The organism is Actinoplanes cyaneus (assembly GCF_016862095.1).
In the GTDB taxonomy this organism is placed as follows: Bacteria; Actinomycetota; Actinomycetes; order Mycobacteriales; family Micromonosporaceae; genus Actinoplanes; species Actinoplanes cyaneus.
In genome coordinates this window covers 59,352-80,332 of the sequence record NZ_BOMH01000072.1, presented here as the reverse complement: position 1 = coordinate 80,332, position 20,981 = coordinate 59,352, and the positions used below count along the sequence as shown (strand labels likewise).

Here is a 20,981-nt window from a genome sequence, read left to right as displayed (position 1 = left end):
GTTCGTGCATGACCATCGCGGTCGTCACCGATTCCACGGCATATCTGCCCGCCGAGCTGAGCGGGCAGTATGAGCTGACCATCGTGCCGCTCACCGTCGTGATCAACGGCTGGGACGGCCTGGAGGGCCTCGAGATCGCCCCGGCCGAGGTGGCCCGGGCGCTCGGCGGGCGCCGCTCCTCGGTCAGCACGTCCCGGCCCGCCCCCTCCCAGTTCGTCGAGGTCTACCGCAAGCTGCTGGCCGGCGGGGCGGACGGGATCGTCTCCGTGCACCTGTCCGCCAAGCTCTCCGGCACGTTCGAGGCCGCGCAGCTCGCCGCCGCCGAGATCGGCCCGCGCGTCCAGGTGGTGGACAGCGGCACCGCGGCGATGGGGCTCGGCTTTCCCGCGCTCGCCGCCGCCACGGCGGCAGTTCAAGGTCAGGATCTCGATGCGGTACGCCGGGTCGCCGCCGACCACGCGGAACGCGTCAGCACCCTGTTCTACGTCGACACGCTGGAGTTCCTGCGCCGCGGCGGCCGGATCGGGGCGGCCTCGGCCCTGCTCGGGACGGCGCTGTCGGTCAAGCCGATCCTGCACGTGGTGGACGGGGCCGTGGTGGTGCGCGACAAGGTGCGCACGGCCGGGCGCGCGCTGAGCCGGCTGGTCGACCTCGCCGTCGAGGCCGCGGGGCCGGGTGAGGCCGACATCGCGGTCCACCACCTGGGGACGCCGGAGCGGGCTTCCGCGCTGGTGGACGCGATCACGATGCGGCTCGGGGATCGGCTGCGGGACTGCTATCTCACCGAGGTGGGGGCTGTCGTGGCCGCGCACACCGGGCCGGGGCTGGCCGGTGTCGTCGTGCACCGGCGCGAGTAGGCCCCTCCTCGGCCGCACTGCGAAAACATCGCCTACGCCGGCCAGCCCTGCGCTCGCCGGCGTTCCGGGCTGAGGCCGTCGACCGGGGCCAGGTCCAGCTCGTGCCACGGCAGGATCCGACTCTCGCCGAGCAGCACCTCGTCGGCCACCGGAAGCAGCGCCGGGGTGTCGGCCACCCACAGCGCCTGCGTCCGCCAGCCGCTCTCGTCCGAGCCGGTCAGCCGCAACCCCGCGGCCCCGGGCAACTCGGCGGCCTGCCGGTTGTACTCCTCGACGGCCAGGATCCGCTCGGCGCGCGACACCACGTGGTGCAGCGGATGGCCGGGTGGCGCGGGGTAGGGGATCGGGCAGCCGTCACGGTCACCGACGTACGCCATCGGGGTCAGCGACCGTGTCGACTTCGCGTAGATCTCCTCGGCCTGCACGAACAACGCCCGCACCAGATCCGGGTCGTCGGCGGTGACGAGCAACGTGCCACGCTCCGGCGCGAACGCGACGGGACGGCCGCCGACCTGCTCCGCGAGACGGTCCAGCCAGCCGGGGAGCAGCAGGTGCGAGGTCCAGTACGCGTTCCCGTCGTCCACGAAACGCACCACGACCGGCTTGCCCGACGGGCTGCCGTGCAACACCGCGCCGGGCAGATTCGCGCGGGCGGCGTCGAAGACCCGATCGGCGGTGACGTTCCAGAGGACCAGTTGCGCCGGGGTGACGTACGTCATCGTCTCGGGATGATCGACCACGACGAACTCGGACAGGAACGGCAAGGCCGGGCGGCGCAGCGGCGAGCCCGGCGCGGCGCCGCGCAGCACCGGGCGCAGCAGCGGCGCCGCGCTCGCCCAATCCCGCGGAACGTTGCCGGTCCCTAGCACACCCGCCAGATGTTCGCCCAGCTCACGGCGGTTGCGCCCGAGCAGCGGCGTCAGCGGCAGAATGGTCGGCTGGTCGTCGCCCGGCAGCGTGAATCGGACCTCGAAACCGGCCCGGTGATAGCGGACCTCCGGCACACCCGCACGCCGCAGCCGCCGGATGACCCTGTTGGCCAGCCGGGCACGGGCGACCCTGCGTAACAGCCCCACGCTGCTGCCTATCGTCTCGCGGTGATCACACGGGCGTCGAGATCATCGTCGGTGACCACGGAAGGCGTCAATCCGTTCCCGGCGACGGCGTTGCACGCGGCCGTGGCCTGAGCCTCGGTGATCTCGGAGAGCAGGAGTCCGCCGGGCGCCAGCCAGGTGCGCGCGCCGGCCAGGACGGCCCGCAGAACCGTGAGGCCGTCGTCGCCGCCGTCCAGCGCCGTGCGCGGCTCGTGGTCACGGGCCTCGGCCGGGAGGAACGGGAGGTGCCTGGTCGCGACGTAGGGGACGTTGGCCAGCAGGACGTCGATCCGCCCCCGGAGCTGCGGCGGGAGGGCGGTGAAGAGGTCACCCTGGTGCACGTTCGCGCCCAGGTTGTCGGTGGCGCAAGCGACCGCGACCGGGTCCAGGTCGGCGGCGTGCAGATCAATTCCGGACACCTTTTCCCGTACGGCGAGACCGAGCGCTCCGGAGCCGCAGCAGAGGTCCACGACGAGTGGGGCCGGGTGCTGCCCCGTGCTCCCGGCGGCCCGGCGTGCCCCGGCGGCCCGGCGTGCCCCGGCGGCGCCCAGGAGTTCCTCGGCGGCGACCCGGACCAGCAGCTCGCTGCGGAGGCGGGGGACGAAGACGCCCGGGCGCAGCCGGACCCGGACCCCGCAGAAGTCCGCGAAACCGACCACCTGCTCCAGCGGCTCGCCCGCGCAGCGGCGTTCGACCAGCGCCGCCAGGGCCCGGCCGCCGGGCGCGACCCCGGTCAGCACCGCGGCCTCGTCCTCGGCGAAGACACAGCCCGCGGCCCGTAGCCGGAGGATCGCCTCTTCTTCGGTCACACGACGTCCTTAGCAGATCGGGCAAGATCGTGGAGGTTGTCCACAGTGCCGGTCTGTCCACAGCCTCGCCGGCACCGGCCCGGCGGAAGTCCCAGACTTCGACCCCGTGCGAGAGGCGAAGGATACCGACGACGTCGTGGCGGCCCGGATGCGGGCACTGCACGACGCAGGGCCGGCACGCGCGCCGGCCCGGGGTGAGCCGGCGGCCGGCAGCGGGCCGTTGCGGTGGTCGGACGTTGTTCCGGCGTGGTCCGAGATCGACGATCAAGGATTCTCCGACCCTCCGGGCGGTGCTACCGGGTCCACCCGTTCCGGTGACCCGGCCGGTCCCGCCCTCGCCGGTGGTGGTTTCGGTGGATCGAGGGGTGATGGACGTGGTCTGCCTGGCGGAGCTGACCGGACCGGCAGGGTTCCGTTGCCTTCCGGGTTTCCCGGGGGTGGCGCCCCCGGGGTGGGCGCTGCGGTGCCTGCTCAGGATTGGGCGGAGCCGTTCGACGAGCGGTATGCCTGGAAGATCGAGGACCCTCCCGAGCCGGCGCTTCCCGGCAAGGGCGCCTTCGGCGGCGGCGAGGACGAGGGCGGTCCGCGGAAGTGGCTGCACGCCTTCGACCCCGGCCGGCCCGGTGTCCGGGCGCTGGCCGCGGTCGCGGTGGTGGTCGCGCTGGTCGCCGCGTTCCTGGCCTGGCGGGCCCGGCCCCGGGTGGAGCCGCTCGCGACCGCCCCCACGGCGAGCGCGGCGGCCACCGCGGGCAGCGGTGCACCCGCCCCTGCGGCCCCTGCCGCCCCCGCCACCGCCGGGGCCTCGCCGGCCGAGGTGGTCGTCGCGGTCGGCGGCAAGGTCCGCAGACCCGGTCTGGTCCGGCTGGCGCCCGGCGCCCGGGTGGCGGACGCGCTGACCGCCGCGGGCGGAGCCGAACCCGGCGTGGACGTGTCCACCCTCAACCTGGCCCGCAAGGTCACCGACGGCGAGCTGATCATGGTGGGGGTCGCCGTGCCGCCCGGCGTCACGACCGCTCCGGCCCCGGCCGGCACGGGGGCAGCCGGGGCGGGTGGTGGCCTGATCAACCTGAACACGGCGACGCTGGCCGACCTCGACAAGCTGCCCGGGGTGGGCCCGGTCCTGGCCCAGCGCATCCTTGACGCACGCGACGCGCAGGGCGGCTTCCGGGCGGTGACCGATCTGCGCAAGGTGGACGGCATCGGTGACGCGCGCTACGAGCAGCTCAAAGACCTGGTGACGGTGTGACCGCCGGAGATGTTCCCACCCGGCCGGGTTCGGCCGCGAGGGCGGCGCCGGGAGACGTTCCGGCTCGGTCGCGCCCGTCCGCGGATGCCGCGTCGGAGCGGGGACGGGCCGCCCCGGATCTGCGGCTCGCCGGGTTCATGGCGGGGGTCTGGCTCGCGGCACTGAGCGCGCTGCACCTGAGCGCCCGCGACGGGTTGCTCCTCGGCGGAGTGGCCCTGGTGCTGGCCGGGCTGGGCGCTCTGGCCGGGCCGGCAAGGAGCAGGGCGGCGGAGGCGGCGGGAGGGCGGGCCGGCGAGAGATCGGCAACTCGGCACGTCACGGCACCGGGCGCGGCGAGCGACGGCCGGAGCGCAACGACGATCGGGCGGCGCCGGGGCGCGTCCACGCCGGCCCCGCCCCGGCATTCGTGGACCGGCCTGCGGTGGATCGGCGTGGCGATCGCGCTCGGCGCCGGCTGCGGGGCACCGGCCACGGCCGCCCGGGTCAGCGTCCGCGAGGCGCGACCCCTGGTCGCGCTCATCGACTCCGGGGACCCGGTGGAGCTCTGGGCGGTCGTGCGCGACGACCCGCGGGCACTGACCGGCACGGCCGGGCCACCGACGTATCTGGTGGCGATCGAGCTGGAACGTGTCCGGCCCGTGGACGGCGGCGACCCGATCCGGCTCTCCGCACGGGCGCTGGTGCTCGGCAGCGACCGGGGCTGGCGCACCCTGTTACCGGGCCAGCGGCTGACCGCCACGGGCAGGCTGATGCCGCCGCGCCCGGGTGATCTGCGGGCGGCCGTCGTGTCCGTACGCAAGTCTCCGCAGCTCATCGGGGAGCCGTCGTGGGCCCAGCGCGCCGCCGGGGTGCTCCGCGCCGGGCTGCAACGCGCCTGCGAGCCGCTGCCCGACGACTCCGGTGGCCTGCTCCCGGGCCTGGTCGTCGGGGACACCAGCCGCCTCGATCCGAGCCTCGAGGCCGACTTCCAGGCCACCGGCATGACCCACCTCAACGCCGTGAGCGGTTCGAACGTGGCGATCATCCTGGGCGTCATTCTCTTCGTCGTACGGCGTGCCGGTGCCGGCCCGGTGCTCTGCGCGGTGCTCTGCGGTGTGGCGCTGGTCGGGTTCGTGATCCTGGCCAGGCCGTCGCCGAGCGTGATCCGGGCGGCCACGATGGGCGCGATCGCGCTGCTCGGCCTCGCGTCGGGACGGCCGCGGGTGGCGGTCCCCGCGCTGGCAGCCGCGGCCGCCGTGCTGCTGCTGGCCGACCCGGAACTGGCCGCGGACGCCGGGCTCACGCTGTCCGTGCTGGCCACCGCCGGTCTGTTGCTGCTCGCGCCGGTCTGGCGGGACGCGCTGCGCGCCCGTGGCTGGCCGACCGGAGCCGCCGAGGCCCTCGCCGTGCCCGCGGCGGCGCAGGTGGCCTGCGGCCCGGTGATCGCCGGGCTGTCCGGCGCGGTGAGCCTGGTCGCGGTGCCGGCGAACCTGGTCGTGGTGCCGGCCATCGCCCCGGCCACGCTGCTCGGGGTCGCCGCGGCGCTGCTGTCGCCGGTCTGGCCGGCCGGAGCGGAGTTCGCCGCCTGGCTCGCGCACTGGCCGGCCGAGTGGCTGGTGCTCGTCGCGCGGGTCGGGGCGCGGGCGCCGGCCGGGTCGCTGCCCTGGCCGGACGGTGTGCCCGGGGCGTTGCTGCTGGCCGCGCTCACGGTGGTGGCGCTGATCGCGGCCCGCCGGGCGGCGGCCCGCAAGCTGGCCGCGGTGGTGGCGGCGTGCGCGGTGCTCGGCGCGCTGCCGGTGCGGCTGCTCACGTCCGGGTGGCCGCCGCCGGGCTGGCTGGTGGTGGCGTGCGCGGTCGGGCAGGGCGACGCGATCGTGCTGCCGGTCGGCGGTGGCCGGGCCGTGGTGATCGACGCCGGGCCGGAGCCGGACCCGGTGGACGGGTGCCTGCGCCGGCTCGGGATCCGGCAGGTCGCGCTCTTCGTGGTCAGCCACTATCACGTGGACCACATCGGCGGGGTGGACGGTGTGTTCCGGGGACGTTCCGTGGCGGCCGTGGCCGGACCGGACTGGCCCGAGCCGGCCGGTGGACGGGAACGGGTGGCGCGGACCGCCGGGACCTCGGGGACGCCGGTGTCGGCGGTGGGGCCCGGATGGGCGTACGTCATCGGGGGTCTGCGCCTGGACGCCCTGGGGCCCTTGGAACCCATGCGCGGGACCAACTCGGATCCGAACAACAACTCGCTGGTCCTGCGGGCGACGATCGCCGGGCGGACCGTGCTGCTGCCCGGCGACGCCGAGACCGAGGAGCAGAACGACCTGGTCGAACGGCTCGGCTCGGCGGCGCTGCGGGCGGACGTGCTGAAGGTGGCGCATCACGGCAGCGCGCTGCAGTCGCCGGAGTTGCTGGACGCGGTGGACCCGGCGGTCGCACTGGTCTCGGTCGGCGTGGACAACGACTACGGGCACCCGAACGCGTCCCTGCTGGCACGCCTGGCCCGGGACGGCGCCCGGGTGATGCGCACCGACCAGTCGGGCGACCTCGCCGTGATCGCCACCGGCCGCGGCCTCGCCGTGACAGTGCGAGGGACCGGACCCGCTCGTTGAACGGGCGTGGTCCTGTTTGCGAAGCCTCTGGTGACGGCGAGTGGGGCGGGCCGGCTGCGCTGGCTGGACGCTCTGCGAGGGCTGGCTGTCCTGGCGGTGGTCTTCGAGCATGCCTGTGACTACCTGGCGCCGGAGTTGAAGCATGCCACCCGGCACGTGGCGCACGCCGGGATCTTCGGCGTCACACTCTTCTTCCTGGTCAGCGGGTACATCGTGCCGGCCTCGATCGAGCGGCGGGGTGACGTGCGGCGGTTCTGGATCGGCCGGTTGTTCCGGCTGTACCCGGCGTTCCTGGCGGTTTTCGCCGTGGCGGCGCTGCTGTCGGTGTGGCGGCCGGGGATGGTGCCGCGCGCGCTCCGGGAGCACACCGGCACGACGGTGCTGAGCCACCTCACGATGCTGCAGGACATGCTCGGCGGCGTGAACGTGCAGCAGCAGTTCTGGACGCTCACCTACGAGATGCTCTTCTACCTGCTGGTCACGGCGGCGTTCGTGGTACGCGTGCACCGGTTCAGCGCGGAGATCGCGATGGTGCTGGCCGCGGTGGCGGTCGTGGTCGGCGGGGTGCTGCCGTCCGGGAGGTTCGCCGGTGATCCGCTCGCGCTGCGGAACCTGACCGTGGTCGCCGCGGCGGTGCTGGTCGTCGGAGTGGTCGCCGTGTGCCGCCGTCACGTGGCCGGGGCGGTTCTGCTGGCGGCGCTGGTGTTCGGGCTGCTGGCCGTGAACCAGCCGGGTGGCCCGTGGGAGGGTTTCGTCATCCTGGCCGTGATGTTCACCGGGACCGCGCTCTACCGCGCGGAGCAGGGGCAGATCGCCGTGGGGCGCGCGGTGCTGGCGGTCGGCACGGTGCTCGGCGCCGCGGTCTTCGCGGTCCACCGGTACGGCGGGATCTGGGACATGGTCGGCATGACGGAGCCGTTGGCCAGGAGTTCCTGGTTGAGCGCGGTCGTCCTGGCGCTGATCGTTTTCGGTCTGGGCATGGCGTCACAGCGCCGGCGGGTGCCCCGATGGCTGTCCTGGCTCGGCACGGTCAGTTACTCGGTGTACCTGACGCATGTGCTCGTGCTCCGCCTGCTGGGCGACCACCTCGTCCAGGCGCGGGCGGCGGGGATCCCGGCGCGACTCGGCTGGGCTGCGGGCTGTCTCGGGGTGACGCTGGTGGTGAGCGGTCTCTGCCACCGGTTGATCGAGCTGCCGTTCCAGGCGCTGGGCCGACGGTTCACGGATGGCCCGAAGTTGCACGAATTGTCCGACATGCCGAGACCGGATCGCGAGTTTTCGGGACCGCCGCGGTCGGGGAGCGCCGGCCGGTCGTCACCGTGACGGTGGACGATGCCGCAGGCCACACCGGCAGAAGCATGTCTGCATGCCAATATGTCTGGTTTCGCGTTCCGCGATCCGTCCGGCTGTGCTGAAGAGTGAGCCTCGCCGGAGTGTCGGTGGGACGTGCGAACATGGCACGCGTGAACGCCGCGCCACCGCCCCCGTTGCTGCTCGTCCAAGGCGATGAGGAACTCCTCGCCGCCCGTGCCGTCACCGCGGCGGTGGACGCGGCGCGCGCCGCCGACCCCGGCGCCGACGTCCGGGAGTACGAGGCCGGTCAGCTCAGCGCCGGCGAGGTCGCCGAGATGCTCAGCCCGTCGCTGTTCGGCGGCCGGCGCGCGCTGGTCCTCCGCAACGGGCAGGACGCGCGCAAGGAGCTCGTCGCCGCCCTGCTGGCCTATGCGAAGAGTCCCGATCCCGAGGTCACGCTGATCGTCACCCACCCGGGCGGAGCCAAGGGCAAGGCGTTCGCCGACGGCCTGCAGAAAGCCGGGGCCACCGTCGTCCCGGCGATGAAGCTCAAGGGCGATCGGGAGCGGATCGCCTTCGTGCGCGACGAGTTCCGGCGGGCCGGCGGCCGGTGCGACGAGGCTGCCGCCTCCGCGCTGCTCGCCTCGGTCGGCAACGACCTGCGGGAGATCGCGGCGGCCTGCTCACAGCTGATCGCCGACACCGACGGCAAGGTGACCGAGGCGGTCGTCGCCCGCTACTACAAGGGCCGGGCCGAGGTGAGCGGCTTCACGGTGGCCGACGCGGCGATGGTCGGCGACCTGCCGGGCGCGCTCGAGGCGCTGCGCTGGGCGCTGCACGTCGGCGTCGATCCGGTGCCGATCGCGGACGCCATCGCCGACGGCGTGCGGACGGTCGCGAGGGTCGCCTCGGCCGGCAAGGGAAATCCGTACCAACTGGCCGGCACGCTCGGCATGCCGGCCTGGAAGATCCAGCGGGCCCAGGAGCGCAGTCGCGGCTGGACGCCCGAGGGCCTGGTCGACGCGATGCGCGCGGCCGCCGACTGCAACGCCGCCGTCAAGGGCGGCGCCGAGGATCGGGGTTACGCGCTGGAGCAGGCCGTCTTCGCGGTGGCCGCGGCACGCCGGGGCGGTGGCACCCGATGACCAGGACGGTTCGCTCCCGCCGGGCCGGCGTCGCCAACCAGCCGCTCTACGCCCGCGCGCTGCGCCTGCGCCACCTCAGCCTCGGCGGGCTGCTCTGCTTCGTCTTCCTGGAGGGCGCGTTCGCGCTCGGCGTCCTGCTCGCGCTGGCCGAGTTGGTCAGCTGGTGGGGCGTGCTGCTGCTGCCGGCCGCCGTCGCGGTGATGGTGAAGTTCAACGACCTGGTCGCCGGCTGGCTCGCGCCGCCCGCTCGGACCGCCGAGCCGGTCGCGGCCCGCGCTGTCGTCTCGCGGGAACGTCACACCCATCGGCCGCGCAGCGGCGGACATTCCGAGGACTGGCCGCGCGCCGGCGCCCAGGCGGGGGAGTGGTCACCGCCACCGCGCGTGCGGAAACCGGTCGTGCCGCCGCCGGTGGACACCGGGGCACGTTCCACCGGGGTGGTCTGGTTCCCACCGGAGAACGGCTACGGTCGCCGCTCCACCTCGCCGGAGATGCCGTCCGAACCGGGGCAGATCGTCAACACCGCGCCGGCACGGCGTCCCTGGTCGGAGGATCTCGACGTCCGCCAGCAGATGGCGCGGCAGTCCGCGGTGCGGCGCTACGAATAGCCTTTTCACACCCGATTTCGCCGTACGGCCGTAGGCGCGCCCTTCGCCCGTGGCGAGTTCGCCCGGCCGCGGTGTCGGACGGCCGGGATTCGGCCACGCCGAGTGGTGCGCTGGTCAGCGTGGTTCCCGGAGCCGTGCCGATGCTCGCCGACGTGCCACCGGCCGGAGCCGTGCCGAGTGATTCGCCGGCGTGCCACCGTCCGGAGCCGGGTCAGCCCCAGGAGCGGGACCTGCTTGCCAGAGCAACTCGTCCGGGATTGCGCCTTCCAACTCTCGAGCGGGATCGCGCTTTCCACCCCTCGTGAGGGAGCGCGCGTTCCGCCCCGCTGATCCTGGGTGGGGCGGCGCGGCCACGGCGATCAGGTGCGCTCGGCGCGGGGTGGCGCGGGGCTCATGGCGTACCGCGAAATGAAACGAACCGGGCACCGCACGGACCTCAAGGGTCCAGCGGTGCCCGGTTTCGATAGTTCTGCCCACCCGCCGGCGGGCGGAGTCGGCGGCCGCTTCCGTGCGGTCGCCGACCTGATCCGAAGAGGATCAGGCGGACAGCGAGGCGATCTTCTTGGCGATGGCCGACTTACGGTTGGCCGCCTGGTTCTTGTGGATGACACCCTTGCTGACAGCCTTGTCCAGCTGACGCGAGGCGTCACGCAGAAGAGTGGTCGCCGTCTCGGTGTTGCCGGCGTCGCTCGCCTCGTGAAGCTTGCGGATCACCGTCTTCAGCGACGACTTGACCGACTTGTTGCGCAGACGGGCCTTCTCGTTCTGCCGGTTGCGCTTGATCTGGGACTTGATGTTCGCCACGCGACAGCCTTGTCCTGACTAGTTCGGAAATTGGTCTGAACGAGTGGTTACCGCGCGGCCGTCCCCGACCCGGCGAGGCCGGTGCATGAAACAACAGCGTGTCACCACACGCGAGGATTCAGATTACCAGCACGTTCGCGAGCCGCCAAAACGGCTCCGGTCCGGCGCTCTTGCCACACGCCTGACCCTCGTGAGACACCCCTCCTGGCCAGCCTCTCGGCACGGGCTTGCCCTGCGGGTCGTGCCGGCACCCGCGAAGCACCCTTCAAGGCCGGCCGAGGCCGCGCGGCTGGCCCTCAAGGGTGCTTCGGGCCCGGGAAGCACCCTTGAGGGCCAGCCTGTGTCTGCGGGCTGGTGCTGGAAGGTGTTTCGGGCTTGGAAAGTAGGGCCGCCGCGGTCGGCTGGGGCCGCCGGGCTGGTGGTCACGGGTGCTTCGAGCCCGGGAAGCACTCATCGCAACCCGGATGGGGCCGCTGGCGGTCGGCTGGGGCCGCTGGGCTGGGGCTGTTGGTGGTCGGGGGCGCTCGGCTGGTGCTGGAGGGTGTCGCGGTGGGGTCAGCGGCGGAGCCAGCCGCGCTTCGCGGGCGGACCGGTCCAGCCGCGACGTTCGGTGAGCCAGGCGAGCGCCTGGAGGCCGCTGAAGCGCTGGTGCTGCCGGCTGTGCGGGGAGGCGCTGCTCGGCCCGCCGCCGGCCCGGACCAGCCAATACCCGGACAGAGCCGCCAGAGCGCCGTCCACCCCCTCGTCGGGGGCGCCCCACGCGCGCAGCACCGCGTCGGTGTCCAAGCCGCTGGCATGTGCGCTGACCAGCAGCGTCACCGTGTCGAACCACGGTGCGCCGAGGCATGGCCAGGTCCAGTCGCAGAGCCAGGCGCGGCCGTCCCGGTCGAGCACCACGTTGTCCAGCCGCAGGTCACCGTGCATCATCGCGTCGCCGGCGGCGAGGGCGGGCAGGTCGCGTTCGAGGGCGGCGAGCTCGCGGAGACGGCTCGGCGCGATCGTGTCCAGGGCGGGCTCCGGCATCGGCTCGCGGCGCTTGGCGATCTGTGACCACCATGACATCTCGCTGCGGAGGATGTCGGGCAGGGCGGGCAGGCCGATCTCCAGGGCCCGCGGCGACGGGTGGGCGAGCGCCGTCGCCGCCGCCGACCAGGTGCGCAGCGTGGCGTCGAGATCGTCGCGGGACCAGGGCAGCGCCGGCACTCTCCCGTCGATGGTCTCCAGGGCCAGTACGAACCAGTCGGATGCGGTCATCGTCCAGAGCGGCCGGGCGGCGGTCACCTCCGGTGGGAGGGCCGCGGTGACGGCCGCCTCCCGGGCGTACCACTGGGAGGTGGGGTCGCTCATCGGCGCCGCCTTGACGAAGGCGCTGGTCCCGGCCTCGGTCTCGACGACGGCGGCGAAGGCTCGGGTGAAGCCGCCCCCGGCGCTGCGCGCGGCGGAGAACGGGGAGCCGAGGCGCGCGATGATCGCTGTGCGCACCGCCTCCGGCAGATCAGGCCAATCCGGGCGTACGGCGGTGGAGTCGTACGGAACGTCGGGCAGAGTGATCGGCCGCATGCGCCCATCCTGCCGTGGCCGTCCGTGCCTCCGCGAAACTGTCGTAGGGCACTGGCAGGATCGCGGCATGCGAACCGACGATTTCTGGGCGGTCATCGACCGCGCGACCGCGTCGAAGCCGGCGTCCCCGGCCGAGGTGGCCGAGCGCGCCGTCGCCGAGCTGGTCACGTGCGATCCGGAGGAGATCGTCGCCTGGGGCCGCCACCTGGACAAGGTGATGGCGGCCTCCGGGACGGAGGATCTCTGGGCCGCGGCCTATCTGATCAACAGTGGGGCCGACGAGGCGGGCTTCGACGCCTTTCGGGGCTGGCTCATCGCGCACGGCCGCAAAGCGGTGGCCGCCGCGGTCCAGTCGCCCGACGTGCTGGCCAACGTGCTGGTGATCAAGGCGGCGGCGGACACCGGCGCGGTCTTCGAGGCGGAGGAGGTGCTCGGCATCGCGGCCCGGGCCTATGAGCAGGCCACCGGTCAGCCGCTGCCGCCCGGCGAGGGTGGCCGCAACCGTCCGGCGGTCGGCGACCTGTGGGACTTCGACGACGAGGACGAGATGCGTCGTCGCCTGCCGAAGCTGTCCGCCCTGTTCCTCGAGCCGCCGGACTAGGGATGCGGCGCTGCCCCAGGCGATCGGCAGGACGCGGCCTGCCGATCAGGAGTGATCACGCGGGGCTGCGGCGTGACTCCGGGCGATCGGCAGGACGCGGTCTGTTGATCAGGAGCGGAAAACCGGGTCGAGCAGCCGGGCGGTGGTCGGCCAGAATCTGGGCATGAGTGGTGATGCGGGATCCGTGGCCGCGGTCAGCCGGAATGACGCCTACACGTTCACCAAGCCGAATCGGGACGAGATCGTCCTGGTGGCGGGCCTGGGTGTGGAGGGGGACATCCATGCCGGGGTCAATGTGCGGCATCGGAGCCGGGTGCGGGCCGATCCGAGCCAGCCGAATCTGCGACAGGTGCACCTGATCCAGGCCGAGCTCTTCGACGAGGTGGCAGGCAAGGGCTTCGAGGTGCCCGCCGGCGGCATCGGCGAGAACGTGACGACCCTCGGCCTCGATCTGCTCGCGCTGCCGCGCGGCACGATCTTGCGGTTCGGCCCGCCGGAAGCGGCGGAGCATGCGGCTGAGGCGGACGGCTCCGCCGGGGCTGGGAACGACGCTGCGGTCGGCAAGGACGCTGTGTTCGGCAGGGGCGTTGCGGTCGGCAAGGACGCTGGGGTTGGGAACGACGCTGGAGTCGGGAACGACGCTGGTAACGGGAACGACGCTGGGGGCGGGGCAGCGGCTGCCGGTGAGCATCCCGCGAGGGCGGTGCTGGCCGCGGCCGATGCGGCGACTCTGGACGAGGAGACGGCCCGGGCGGCGGCCGCGGTGGCGGCGGCCGTGGAGCGGGATGCCCGCGGCGGTGCCGATCCGCGCCCGGCGGTGGTCGTCGCCGGGCTGCGCAATCCGTGCGCGCAGATCAACAAGTTCCGGCCGGGCCTGCTCAAGGAGGTCCTCGGGCAGGACGACGACGGCACCGTGGTCCGGCGGGCCGGCGTGATGGGCGTCGTGCTGCGGGGTGGCCCGATTCGTCCCGGGGATCCGGTCGCCGTGGAACTGCCGCCCGGTCCGCCCGAGGCGCTCGAACGGGTGTGATCGGACCTGCCCGGCCGGGCGTGGGACGATAGGGAGCGCCGGCGTGTCCGCCGGCGCTCCCCAGCCCGACCAGCCAGCCCGACCAGCCAGCCCGAGAAGAACGGACGACCGTGCCTGGACCGCTCGACCCCGGCGTGAACGTGATCGGATCGACCGATCCGACCCGCATCCGCAACTTCTGCATCATCGCCCACATCGACCACGGCAAGTCGACGCTGGCCGACCGGATGCTGCAGATCACCGGGGTGGTCGACCCGCGTCAGATGCGCGCGCAGTACCTGGACCGGATGGACATCGAGCGCGAGCGCGGCATCACCATCAAGTCGCAGGCCGTGCGCATGCCGTGGACCGTCCGGGAGGGCGGCAAGCAGGGCGAGACCGCCGTCCTGAACATGATCGACACCCCGGGCCACGTCGACTTCACCTACGAGGTCTCCCGCAGCCTGGCCGCCTGTGAGGGCGCCGTCCTGCTGGTCGACGCCGCGCAGGGGATCGAGGCGCAGACCCTCGCCAACCTGTACCTGGCGATGGAGAACGATCTCCGCATCATCCCGGTGCTGAACAAGATCGACCTGCCGGCCGCCCAGCCGGAGAAGTACTCGGAGGAGCTCGCCAAGCTGATCGGCTGCGAGCCGTCCGACGTGCTGCGGGTCTCCGGCAAGACCGGTGTCGGTGTGGATCACCTGCTCGACGAGATCGTCCGGCAGTTCGTGGCCCCGGTCGGTGACGCGGCCGCCCCGGCCCGCGCGATGATCTTCGACTCGGTCTACGACGTGTACCGCGGCGTGGTCACGTACGTCCGGGTCATCGACGGCCGGATCGAGGCGCGCGACAAGATCAAGATGATGTCCACCGGTGCGGTGCACGAGCTGCTCGAGATCGGGGTCGTCTCGCCGGAGATGGAGAAGGCGACCGCCCTCGGCGTCGGCGAGGTGGGTTACCTGATCACCGGCGTGAAGGACGTCCGGCAGTCCCGGGTCGGTGACACCGTCACCGGCAACAACCGGCCGGCCAAGGACGCCCTCGGTGGCTACAAGGACCCGAAGCCGATGGTCTACTCGGGTCTCTACCCGATCGACGGCTCGGACTACCCGGCGCTGCGGGACGCTCTGGACAAGCTGAAGCTCAACGACGCCGCGCTCACCTACGAGCCGGAGACGTCGGCCGCGCTCGGCTTCGGTTTCCGGGTCGGCTACCTGGGCCTGCTGCACCTGGAGATCATCGGGGAGCGCCTGGAGCGTGAGTTCGGCCTGGACCTGATCTCCACGGCGCCGAACGTGGTCTACCAGGTCGTCACCGAGGACGGGAAGGAGCAGACGGTCACCAACCCGAGCGAGTTCCCGGCCGGCAAGATCGCCGAGATCCACGAGCCTGTGGTGCGCGCCACAGTCCTGGTGCCGAACGACTACGTCGGCGCCGTCATGGAGCTGTGCCAGAGCCGCCGGGGCAGCCTGCTCGGCATGGAGTACCTGTCCTCCGAACGGGTGGAGCTCCGCTACACGCTGCCGCTCGCCGAGATCATCTTCGACTTCTTCGACCAGCTGAAGAGCAAGACCAAGGGCTACGCCTCGCTGGACTACGAGCCTTCCGGCGAGCAGGTCGCGGACCTGGTGAAGGTGGACATCCTGCTGCACGGTGAGCCGGTCGACGCGTTCAGTGCGATCGTGCACAAGGACAAGGCCTACTCGTACGGCACGTCGATCGCCGCCAAGCTGCAGAAACTCATCCCGCGGCAGCAGTTCGAGGTGCCGATCCAGGCAGCCATCGGTTCCCGGATCATCGCCCGCGAGACGATCCGCGCGATCCGCAAGGACGTGCTCGCGAAGTGCTACGGCGGTGACATCAGCCGCAAGCGCAAGCTGCTGGAGAAGCAGAAGGAAGGCAAGAAGCGGATGAAGATGGTGGGCCGCGTGGAGGTGCCTCAGGAGGCCTTCATCGCCGCGCTCTCCACCTCCGAGGCGGCGGATCCGAAAGCCGCCAAAAAATAGGGCGGTTTGATTTCTCGAGGGGTCGGGAACTCTGTTGCTCGACGGACGCAACGAACAAGCTCCACCCCCGAGGAGGAACTCCCAATGACTGTTGTCGGCATCATCTCCGCTCTGGTCGTCGGTCTGGTCATCGGTGCTCTGGGTCGCCTGGTCGTACCGGGCAAGCAGAACATCCCGATCTGGCTGACCATGGTCATCGGTGTCGTCGCGGCGCTGCTGGGCACGGTGCTGGCCCGGGCCTTCGGTGTCGCTGACACGAAGGGTTTCGACTGGATCGAGTTCTTCTTCCAGGTCGTTCTGGCCGCCATCGGTGTCGCCCTGACGGTCGGTGTCGCCGGTCGTCGTGGCCTGACCCGATAAGGCACGCCTAGAAACACGCAGAAGCGCCCGGCCTCCCCCGAGGCCGGGCGCTTCTGCGTTGCCCAAAGACCATTTCCCGCGTACGAGGGAAATGGTCTTTGCCTGTTTGCCGGGGGCCGGCCGGGGGGCGAGGCGAAGCCCGGATCGGGCGCGCGGCCACGTGCCGAGGTCCAGCGAGTGCGAGGCAAGGCCCGGATCGGGCGCGGCCACGTGCCGAGGTCCGGATCGGGCGTTGGGCACGTGGCGAGGTCCGGCGAGCACGAGGCGAAGGTCAGGAGTGTGGGCCGACGCTGCCAGGAGCCGGGTCGACCACGCCGCAGTCCAGGGTGATCAGCAACACATCGCTAGTAGCGGAAGCGTTGCTGGGCGCTGCGACGGTTCACCCAGGCCGGCATCTCGGCGGCGACCGCGGTGTGCGGGTGCAGCTCGGCCGGATCGTGGTTGCGGGTGATGTCGCGCATGGTCACGACGAGACCCTGCACCAGACGGTCCTCCCGCAGGTCGCGATAGGTGAGCTCGACCAGAACCTGGCTCTGGTCGCCGCGCTGCAGGGCGCAGTGCACGGTGCCGTCGCCGTGCGAGCGCAGCGCGTTGCGCACCCGGGCCCGGTCGTCCGGGTGGATCAACTCGTCCAAGGTGGCCAGCGGCGGCAGTTCGGCCCCGCCGAGCGCGTCACGCAGCGCCGGGCTGCAGTAGCGGATCCGCTGATCGACGTCGATCACCGCCATCAGCTCTGCTGTGTTACGAATCACAGCGCGCAGATAGAGGTCGCTGTCCCGGCGGCCGACCGCCTCGACCAGCGTGATCCGGTCCAGCGCGAGCGCGGCCTGACCGGCGAGCACCTCCAGCGCGTCGTGCCCGGCGATCAGATCGTCCCGGCGGCCCGTGATGATCAGCGCGCCGCCGCTGGGCCGGGCCACGTCGAGCGGCTCGAGGCGTAAGGGACAGACCAGGGTCCGGTCCTCCGGGTCGGCGGCGTCCAGCCACCAGCTGCGAGCCGTCGGGCCGGTCGGCGCCGCGGGCAGCTCGGCGGGCGACAGTTCGTCGGCGAGCGAGACCCGGCGCACCGACGCCGGCGGCAGCAGATGGGCGACGGCGGACCGCAGGGCCGCGTCGACCGACGGCCGATCCGCGGTGGCGACCAGCGCCGCGGTGGCGGCACGCAGGCCCTGCTCGCGGCTGAGCGCCTGGCTGTGCTGGCGGATCGCGTCGCCGAGCCGGGTGATCGTGAGCAGCAGCGTGACCGCGCCGGTGATCGCGATCACCGGACCGTCCCGGACGTCGCCGCTCAACGCCTCGACCAGCAGCACGGCGGGCGGGGTGCAGGCGGCCAGGGCCAGCATCAGCGACCACCGGAACTTCCAGGGGCTGTGCCGGGGCGGCGCCGGCTCGGTCAGCCGGACCATCGACGGGTGCAGGGCGGACAGCCCCCAGCAGAGGTAGAGCACCACGAAGGCGGACTCGGTCAGCCCGTTGGTGATCACGGGGTAGAGCGTGTCGCCGGTCAGCATCCCGGCCGCGCCGGTCAGCAGCAGCCAGGCCGCGACGTTGCGCCGGTCGGCCGCGATCAGGCGACCGGCCACCGCGAGGAGCAGCAGGTCGCCGATCACGTCGGTGGCCGAGACGGTGTGCAGCCGGTTCGACCCGATCACGAAGACCCAGACCACGAGCAGTGTCGTGCATCCGGCCGCCAGCAGGTCGATCAGGCGGGCCCGGTCACCCAGCAGCGCGCCGCCGCGGGTGAACTGCAGCAGGCACAGCGCGGTGAGGCCGAACATCATCAGGTAAAAGATGTCGGCCAGGCCCATCACCCGGTACGAGTAACAGACGTCGCCCGCGGCGAGGGCAGCCAGGGACGCGGCGAGCAGCCACCACGGTGCCTTGCGTGCCGGCCGATGACGGCGGACACCGTAGATGATCGCGCCGACGCCCCCCGCTCCCAGCAGGATCCATTCCAGCGCTCCCCAGAACACGCCCTACTTAGTACCAGGGTGGTTGCGCACTGTCCATGTCGATGTATACGCAGCGCGATTTACGGGTCCAGCAGGGTGAATTACGGAAAGTCACCGATAGTTGCGGAGAGTAGGGGTCAGTTGAAGACTTCGGCGACGACGCGGCGGTTGTCCTGGCTTCCCGGCGTGGTTACTTGCTGCCACTTTCCGTCCGGGGCGTGCCATTCCAGGCTCCCGAAACGTACCCGTTCGAGGCCGGTCGCCGAGGCGTGCGAGACGAGCCAGTGCGCGTACCGCCAGCCGGAGCTGGGGTTGCTGACCGCGAGGGTCAGCCCGGCCGCCTGCTCACTGGCGAAATCCAGCTGCTTGCCCCAGTCCAGCTTGAGCCCGGCCATCAGGGCGGTCGCCGCGGCCGTGCCCCGCAGCGCCGGATCGCCGGTGACCCGGCAGGCGACCGCGCCGGTGGCCTCGCCGAGCAGGGCCCCGGCCAGCACCTTCGCCTCGTCGGCCCACTTCTCGTACGCGTTCGGGTACGCCGAGCGCTGCACCTTCTGCGCCGCGTCGGTGACCCGCATGTTCTGCCAGCCCTTGACCTTCTTCAGGGCGGTGTAGAACTTCCCGGCCGCATACCTCGGGTCCTTGATCTGCTCGACGGTGCCCCAGCCCTTGCTCGGCCGCTGCTGGAAGAGGCCGACCGAGTCCCGGTCGCCCCCGTCCAGGTTCTCCAGCTTGGACTCCTGCAGGGCGGTGGCGAGCGCGACGACCACGGCCTGCTCGGGCATGTCCTTGCGCACCCCGACCGCCGCGATGGTCGCCGCGTTGGCCATCTGCGTCAGGTCCAGGGTGACCTCGCCCTCGGCGCCGACCACGCACTCCGGACCGAGCACCGGCAGGGTGATCGCGCCCGGGTCACGGTGCAGGACGACGAACACGCTGACCACGGCGATGAGGACGAGCGACACGAGCACACCGACCGCTGTCTTCAAGCGCCGCACTCCCTTCGAGACTGGAGGCCAGCCTAGACAACCTCCGCACCTGCGACAGTCAGGACCGTTGCGGCACCCAGGCCGGATCCCGCTTCTCCTGACGTGCGGAAACGCCCTCCCGGCCCTCCGGGGAGGTGAAATATCCGGCTGAAAGGTCACTCAGTTCGGCCAGTTCGGCCTGGATCGACGCGGAGCGCGCACGCCGCAGCAGCCGCTTCGTGCCGGCCAGCGCGAGCGGGCCGCCGCGGATCAGCGACGCGCAGTGGCGCGCCACCACCGCGTCCAGCTCGTCGTCCGGCACCGCGGCGGTGACCAGGCCGATCTCGGCGGCACGCGTCCCGTCGAAGACGTCGCCGGTGAGGTAGAGCTCGGCCGCGGCGCGCGGCGCCAGCCGGGGCAGCACGGTGGCGCTGATCACGGCGGGGATCACCCCGAGCCGTACCTCGGTGAACGCGAACGTGGCCGACCGGGTGCAGACCGCGAGGTCGGCCGCGCCGATCAGCCCCAGGCCACCGGCGCGGGCCGGCCCGGCGACCCGGGCCACCACCGGCTTGGGGAAGTCCCAGATCGCGGCGAGCAGGTCGGCCATCAGCTCGACCGGCAGCCGCTCACCCGGCCCGGTGGCGGCGGTCTCCTTCAGGTCGGCGCCGGAGCAGAAGACCGGGCCGGTGTGCGTGAGCACCACCACCCGCGTCTCCGGGGCGGCGGCCGCGTCGGCGAGCGCGGTCAGCAGCTCGGTGATCAGGGCGCGGGACAGGGCGTTGCGGTTCGCGGGGCTGTCCAGCGTGAGGGTGGTCACCCCGGCGTCGGTGACGGTACGGACCAATGTCATGCCGGCACCCTAAGGCAGACTTGGTGGATGGCCGGCGCACTCCCCGATGGCGAACCCGTACCCGCGGACGGGTCCCTCCCCGACGACGCGATCCGTGACGTGGGGGCGAACGGTTTCGCCGTCTACGTGCACGTGCCGTTCTGCGCGAGTCGCTGCGGTTACTGCGACTTCAACACGTACACCGCCAGTGAGCTGGGCGGCGGGGCGAGCCGCGACGAGTATGCCGGGACCGTCCTGCGGGAGCTGGACCTGGCCGCCAAGGTGATCCAGCCGCGGCGGGTCGACACGGTCTTCGTCGGGGGCGGGACGCCGACGCTGCTCAGCCCGGGTGATCTCGGCCGGATCCTGGAGGGCATCGACCGCACCTGGGGCCTGGCCGCGGACGCCGAGGTGACCACCGAGGCGAACCCGGAGTCGGTCACTCCCGAGTCGCTGACGGCGCTCCGGGCCGCCGGATTCACCCGGATCTCGCTCGGCATGCAGTCGTCGGCCGCCCACGTGCTGCGGGTCCTCGACCGCAAACACACCGCCGGCCGGGCCCCCCAGGCCGCCCTGGAGGCTCGTGAGGCCGGGTTCGAGCACGTCAACCTGGATCTGATCTACGGGACCCCGGGCGAGACGCCGGAGGACTTCGCGCGCTCCCTGCGGGCCGTGGTCGACGCCGGGGTGGACCACGTCAGCGCGTACGCGCTGATCGTCGAGGACGGCACCCGGATGGCCGTGCGGATGCGCCGCGGCGAGCTGCCCTACCCGTCCGACGACGTGGCCGCCGACCGCTATCTCGCCGCCGAGGAGGAGCTGACCCGGGCCGGCTTCCGGTGGTACGAGGTGTCGAACTGGGCGAAGGCTGGCGGTGAGTGCCGGCACAACCTGCTCTACTGGACCGGCGCCGACTGGTGGGGTCTCGGTCCGGGCGCGCACAGCCACGTGGGCGGGGTGCGATGGTGGAATGTGAAGCATCCGACGACGTACGCGAATCGCCTGAATGAGGGTGTCTCTCCGGGGCACGGCAGAGAGCTGCTGACCGCCGGGGACCGGCACGTCGAGGACGTGATGCTGCGCGTCCGGCTGCGCGAGGGCATCGGCCTGGACCGGGTCGACGGGCCGGCGGCGGCTCAAGCCCTGGCGGACGGCCTGCTGGACCGGGGTGCCTACGACGCCGGCCGGCTCGTTCTCACCCTGCGGGGGCGGTTGCTGGCCGACGCGGTCATCCGTGACGTCATTCCCTGAA

The 20,981-nt window shown here is 72.5% G+C and carries 18 protein-coding genes; 11 read left to right on the top strand and 7 right to left on the bottom strand.

Features of this window, described 5'->3' with window-relative positions; all coding sequences use genetic code 11:
* Positions 1–8 precede the first annotated feature (8 nt).
* A complete protein-coding gene (locus tag Acy02nite_RS40290; protein WP_203753777.1) occupies positions 9–857 on the top strand; it encodes a DegV family protein in 849 nt (282 codons plus the stop codon).
* 32 nt (positions 858–889) lie between these two features.
* Here the strand turns inward: Acy02nite_RS40290 and Acy02nite_RS40285 are convergent, their stop codons facing one another.
* The gene (locus Acy02nite_RS40285; RefSeq protein WP_203753775.1) at positions 890–1,933 is read right to left on the bottom strand and encodes a DUF1444 domain-containing protein; all 1,044 of its coding nucleotides are present in this window, start codon (positions 1,931–1,933) and stop codon (positions 890–892) included.
* An 8-nt stretch (positions 1,934–1,941) separates the two neighbouring features.
* A complete protein-coding gene (locus Acy02nite_RS40280; RefSeq protein WP_203753773.1) occupies positions 1,942–2,760 on the bottom strand; it encodes a putative protein N(5)-glutamine methyltransferase in 819 nt (272 codons plus the stop codon).
* Between the two features lie 595 nt (positions 2,761–3,355).
* Here Acy02nite_RS40280 and Acy02nite_RS46875 point away from each other — a divergent pair.
* From Acy02nite_RS46875 to Acy02nite_RS47825, 5 genes are all read left to right on the top strand, one after another.
* On the top strand, positions 3,356–4,006 hold the full coding sequence (locus Acy02nite_RS46875; protein ID WP_239175685.1) for a ComEA family DNA-binding protein: 651 nt from the start codon (positions 3,356–3,358) through the stop codon (positions 4,004–4,006).
* Between the two features lie 137 nt (positions 4,007–4,143).
* Positions 4,144–6,591 (top strand): ComEC/Rec2 family competence protein, encoded by a 2,448-nt coding sequence (locus Acy02nite_RS40270; RefSeq protein ID WP_203753873.1) that lies wholly within the window; start codon positions 4,144–4,146, stop codon positions 6,589–6,591.
* Positions 6,592–6,621: 30 nt separating this feature from the next.
* Positions 6,622–7,914, top strand: coding sequence for an acyltransferase family protein (locus Acy02nite_RS40265; RefSeq protein WP_203753771.1), 1,293 nt, complete (start codon positions 6,622–6,624; stop codon positions 7,912–7,914).
* Between the two features lie 131 nt (positions 7,915–8,045).
* The gene (gene holA, locus Acy02nite_RS40260; protein WP_203753769.1) at positions 8,046–9,029 is read left to right on the top strand and encodes a DNA polymerase III subunit delta; all 984 of its coding nucleotides are present in this window, start codon (positions 8,046–8,048) and stop codon (positions 9,027–9,029) included.
* A complete protein-coding gene (locus Acy02nite_RS47825; RefSeq protein WP_425548233.1) occupies positions 9,026–9,637 on the top strand; it encodes a hypothetical protein in 612 nt (203 codons plus the stop codon). The genes holA and Acy02nite_RS47825 overlap by 4 nt, the downstream gene beginning before the upstream one ends.
* A 537-nt stretch (positions 9,638–10,174) precedes the next feature.
* On the opposite strand, the gene rpsT is transcribed toward Acy02nite_RS47825, so the two are convergent.
* A complete protein-coding gene (gene rpsT, locus Acy02nite_RS40250; protein ID WP_203753767.1) occupies positions 10,175–10,441 on the bottom strand; it encodes a 30S ribosomal protein S20 in 267 nt (88 codons plus the stop codon).
* A 555-nt stretch (positions 10,442–10,996) separates the two neighbouring features.
* Positions 10,997–12,001, bottom strand: a complete 1,005-nt coding sequence (locus tag Acy02nite_RS40245) for a phosphotransferase family protein (protein WP_203753765.1) — start codon at positions 11,999–12,001, stop codon at positions 10,997–10,999.
* 67 nt (positions 12,002–12,068) lie between these two features.
* Here Acy02nite_RS40245 and Acy02nite_RS40240 point away from each other — a divergent pair, with 67 nt between their 5' ends.
* The 4 genes from Acy02nite_RS40240 (at position 12,069) to Acy02nite_RS40225 (ending at position 15,980) form a co-directional block, all read left to right on the top strand.
* A complete protein-coding gene (locus Acy02nite_RS40240; protein ID WP_203753763.1) occupies positions 12,069–12,602 on the top strand; it encodes a DUF4240 domain-containing protein in 534 nt (177 codons plus the stop codon).
* A gap of 163 nt (positions 12,603–12,765) precedes the next feature.
* A complete protein-coding gene (locus Acy02nite_RS40235) occupies positions 12,766–13,632 on the top strand; it encodes an MOSC domain-containing protein (protein ID WP_203753761.1) in 867 nt (288 codons plus the stop codon).
* Between the two features lie 110 nt (positions 13,633–13,742).
* Positions 13,743–15,620: a translation elongation factor 4 gene (lepA, locus tag Acy02nite_RS40230; protein ID WP_203753759.1), complete on the top strand. Its 1,878-nt coding sequence runs from the start codon at positions 13,743–13,745 to the stop codon at positions 15,618–15,620.
* Between the two features lie 84 nt (positions 15,621–15,704).
* Positions 15,705–15,980 carry a GlsB/YeaQ/YmgE family stress response membrane protein gene (locus Acy02nite_RS40225; RefSeq protein ID WP_203753757.1) on the top strand — a complete coding sequence of 92 codons (276 nt, stop codon included), beginning with the start codon at positions 15,705–15,707 and terminating at the stop codon, positions 15,978–15,980.
* Positions 15,981–16,324: 344 nt separating this feature from the next.
* Here the strand turns inward: Acy02nite_RS40225 and Acy02nite_RS40220 are convergent, their stop codons facing one another.
* The 3 genes from Acy02nite_RS40220 to Acy02nite_RS40210 all read right to left on the bottom strand — a co-directional run bounded on the left by Acy02nite_RS40220 (position 16,325) and on the right by Acy02nite_RS40210 (position 19,750).
* A complete protein-coding gene (locus Acy02nite_RS40220) occupies positions 16,325–17,953 on the bottom strand; it encodes a PAS domain-containing protein (protein ID WP_203753754.1) in 1,629 nt (542 codons plus the stop codon).
* Positions 17,954–18,069: 116 nt separating this feature from the next.
* Positions 18,070–18,927, bottom strand: coding sequence for a hypothetical protein (locus Acy02nite_RS40215; protein ID WP_425548234.1), 858 nt, complete (start codon positions 18,925–18,927; stop codon positions 18,070–18,072).
* A 49-nt stretch (positions 18,928–18,976) separates the two neighbouring features.
* Positions 18,977–19,750: an enoyl-CoA hydratase-related protein gene (locus Acy02nite_RS40210; protein WP_203753749.1), complete on the bottom strand. Its 774-nt coding sequence runs from the start codon at positions 19,748–19,750 to the stop codon at positions 18,977–18,979.
* A gap of 27 nt (positions 19,751–19,777) precedes the next feature.
* On the opposite strand from Acy02nite_RS40210, the gene hemW reads away from it, so the two are divergent.
* Positions 19,778–20,980, top strand: coding sequence for a radical SAM family heme chaperone HemW (hemW, locus tag Acy02nite_RS40205; protein WP_203753746.1), 1,203 nt, complete (start codon positions 19,778–19,780; stop codon positions 20,978–20,980).
* The last annotated feature ends 1 nt before the right edge of the window (position 20,981 follow it).